Here is a 3456-nt window from a genome sequence, read left to right on the forward strand (position 1 = left end):
TACTGCCGAAATGCGAGAGCCCCTACGAGTATATTTGCAAAAATGAGATGCACCCACTAATTTAATGTGAATCCACCATTAAAAAGCGGATATTGTCAATAATATTACTCCTATTTAAATCTCTGAATAATGCTTTTACCTCCTTCTCTAGCGCTCTTCTCTAGTGCCTTCCTTTGTGCATCTTTAAAATCCCTTTTAACTTGTCTTTTATCAATCAGTTCCGCTAGCAAACTGCCGTTTTCAAGTCCGAAAATAAATGTTTCACCACTATGAAAAAAACGAATAGCATAAACCTTGCCAGTTTCTGTAAACCAGTATCCCATGCCATCCCCCACTTCAATATTGGCGGCTGAGGCTGAGACAATTCTGGTTTTACCATTTCCTTGATTCACGGTACAGATGCGATAGCGAACAGACTTTTCTGTTTTCAGCTTTTCGTTACAGGGCTGTTTTTCGATTTTTTCAAAGTTTCTATGAAAACTCTCCCCTAGTTCCGCAGGAGAAAATATAGCAGGCTCAGTTGTGGCTTCTGCGATCGTCTTTTGTGGTGCTTGGGGCGCTGTTTTGAGCGCGGCTCGATCGCGTTTTGGTACTGCGATAGGTGAAATAGCGATCGTTTGGGCGATCGCCAAAAGCAAAGATCCTAATGTCAGCAGACGGAGCATTTTTAGTTTTGAGGATTTTACATTAATGATGATATAGTATTTTAAAAATTTTATTTCATAGGTCTGCGAACAAAACAGCGAGACTTACAAGTAGCCCAAAACCACTATGGAAGAACAATAGTATCGTTAATAGTTCTGGACGATCGCAATTTTTTTGTGAAAGCCGATCGCGCATATAGCCCGCAAATAGCAAGTTTTCGGGAGTCGCCGAATGTTTGAGAGTGCGATCGAGTTAGAGCTTAGCCCCTAAACAGTAGCGATTTGTGGCGCTGGTGACACGCTGCACAGTTTTTTCTGCAAACCAGCGAGAATTGTGATAACCTCATAGATGTGCGAAAATCGGTTCCAACAAAAAGCAACCGTTGGAAGAAACGGGGAAAGTCCGGTGTAAGTCCGGCGCTGTCCCGCAACTGTAATGAGATGATAGAGTCTCTTAGTCAGAAGGCCCGCCGATATCCCAAACCTGTTCTTTTTCGTCTACGAGGTATAGATGATAGTTGATTTAGCATTTTTAAAAGTCATGTACTATGGCGAGAAATCCGAATGAAAAGCGCCATTAAAAAGTCGGATTTTGTGCTAGTTCCTTACATGAAAAGTAACAATGTTAAAGCTAGTTTTCAAATATTTAATACAGTAATTCCCTATATATTTTTATGGTTTTTAGCATTTAAGGCTGCTGCCATTTCTCTATGGATTCTGCCGCCGATATTGGTGTTAATGACACTTTTTTCTGGACGCTGTTTTTCATTGATGCACGATTGCGGACACTATTCTCTGTTTAGTTCCAAAAAAGTAAATCGTACCGTAGGCTTTCTGCTCGGTATCATCAATGCAATTCCTCAGTACCCGTGGTCGAGGGGACACGCTTACCATCACAAAAATAATGGTAATTGGGATATGTACCGAGGCCCTTCGGCGTTGACATCAACCGAAAAGTTTGCGGCACTCAGTCCATTTAATCAAAAAATATATCAATTGCTCAGACACCCGTTGATGCTGTTTCCTGGTGGCTTTTTCTACCTAATTATCAAACCCAGACTCGCGCTAATTTTGGGAAGTGCTGGTTTTGTTAGACATACTTTTGATTGTCTAAATCAAGATTTGGGCATGGGTTTATCTAGAATAATCGCTTCTTATAAATCCAAACATTGGTATACGACGGCTGAGTTTTGGGATTTACTGTTCAACAATATTTGTGTTGTTGGTAGCTGGTTTTATCTGGGTAACTTACTTGGGGTGGGCTTTTTCTGGAGTGTTTACTCAATTGTGATGACTTGTTCGGCGGCGATATTTATCTGTATTTTCTTTGTACAGCATAACTTTGAGGGTTCCTACGCTCACAAAACAGAGGGCTGGGACTATCTGCTTGGTGCGATCGAAGGTAGCAGTTATCTCAAATTACCAGCTATTCTCAATTGGTTTTCGGCTGATATTGCTTACCACAATATTCATCATCTCTCGGAGCGCATCCCTAATTACAATCTTCGGGCGTGTCACCATGCTAATCTGCATCTGCTTGGTAATTCAAGAATTCTGACAATTCGCGAGATTCCTGATTGTTTTAAGTTCATTCTTTGGGATGCTGATTCTGATAGTCTGCAATCGATCGCATTATTTAGACAACAAGTAGAAATAATTTGATTCCCGTACTATGCAACCCAACGATCGGCTTTTCGGGGAAGCTGTCAACTGTCAACTGTCAACTGTCAACTGTCAACTGCTATACATTCTATTCTGGAGATCGCGTAAAAAATGAATTTATTTGTTGTTGTTGGAGTTGTGTTTGCACTACTGGCGATCGCCCTTCTGATCTATTTAACCACGGCTCGCCCTTATCAATCATCCGACTCCGTGGCCAATTCCTACGACGAATGGACGGAAGACGGGATTCTAGAATTTTATTGGGGCGAACACATCCACTTGGGACATTACGGTGCACCGCCACAACGAAAAGATTTCCTCGCAGCTAAATCGGATTTTGTGCATGAAATGGTGCGCTGGGGTGGCTTGGATAAATTACCTGCCGGTACTACAGTCTTAGATGTGGGCTGTGGAATTGGCGGTAGCAGCCGCATTCTGGCGAAGGATTATAAGTTTGCTGTCACTGGAATTACGATCAGCCCGCAGCAAGTTAAACGCGCTCAAGAATTAACTTCCCCAGAGCTCGATTTGCAGTTTCGGGTGGATGATGCTATGGCGCTGTCGTTTCCAGATGCGAGTTTTGATGTGGTTTGGTCGATCGAAGCTGGGCCGCATATGCCAGATAAAGCCGTGTTTGCGAAAGAGTTGATGAGAGTCGTCAAGCCTGGTGGCGTGCTGGTTGTAGCTGACTGGAATCAAAGGGACGATCGCCAAATCCCGCTCAATTTCTGGGAGAAACCCGTAATGAAACAACTGCTGGATCAATGGTCGCATCCGGCTTTTTCAAGCATCGAGGGCTTTTCAGAACTTTTAGAAGCAACGGGGTTTGTGGAGGGCGCTGTAACCACCGCAGATTGGACGCCAGAAACCCTTCCTTCCTGGATAGATTCTATCTGGCAAGGTATAGCTAGACCGGCCGGATTAGTGCGTTTTGGTGTATCGGGTTTCATCAAGTCTCTGCGAGAAGTACCGACTCTTTTACTAATGCGTTTAGCATTTGGTGCGGGGCTTTGTCGCTTTGGAATGTTCCGCGCGCTCCGAGCAAATTCAGAGAGAAGACTGGCGGTTGAAACCGCGTCTATACAGGCAAAACAAGCCGACGCGGGTTGAAGATATTGCACTTAAAATTAGGTTGGCTAGAAGACTGGCG

The 3456-nt window shown here is 43.6% G+C and carries 3 protein-coding genes and 1 riboswitch; of the genes, 2 read left to right on the forward strand and 1 reads right to left on the reverse strand.

Going from position 1 to position 3456, the window contains the following annotated elements; all coding sequences use genetic code 11:
- Window positions 1-110 precede the first annotated feature (110 nt).
- Entirely contained in the window at window positions 111-665 is a 555-nt protein-coding gene (locus tag QT974_RS11105) for a hypothetical protein (protein WP_333468543.1), read from the reverse strand.
- A gap of 323 nt (window positions 666-988) precedes the next feature.
- Window positions 989-1133: riboswitch (cobalamin riboswitch) on the forward strand.
- Window positions 1134-1208: 75 nt separating this feature from the next.
- On the opposite strand from QT974_RS11105, the gene QT974_RS11110 reads away from it, so the two are divergent.
- A complete protein-coding gene (locus QT974_RS11110; protein WP_333468544.1) occupies window positions 1209-2306 on the forward strand; it encodes a fatty acid desaturase in 1098 nt (365 codons plus the stop codon).
- 111 nt (window positions 2307-2417) lie between these two features.
- Entirely contained in the window at window positions 2418-3416 is a 999-nt protein-coding gene (locus tag QT974_RS11115; RefSeq protein ID WP_333468545.1) for a methyltransferase domain-containing protein, read from the forward strand.
- Window positions 3417-3456 lie beyond the last annotated feature (40 nt).

It is taken from the genome of Microcoleus sp. BM001215392, from assembly GCF_036700185.1.
Taxonomy (GTDB): Bacteria; Cyanobacteriota; Cyanobacteriia; order Cyanobacteriales; family Microcoleaceae; genus Microcoleus.

Bases quoted from the DNA above. Each gene is read 5' to 3' on its own strand.
- QT974_RS11105 (WP_333468543.1), bottom strand. From the start codon at position 665: ATGCTCCGTCTGCTGACATTAGGATCTTTGCTTTTGGCGATCGCCCAA.
- QT974_RS11110 (WP_333468544.1), top strand. From the start codon at position 1,209: ATGAAAAGCGCCATTAAAAAGTCGGATTTTGTGCTAGTTCCTTACATG.
- QT974_RS11115 (WP_333468545.1), top strand. From the start codon at position 2,418: ATGAATTTATTTGTTGTTGTTGGAGTTGTGTTTGCACTACTGGCGATC.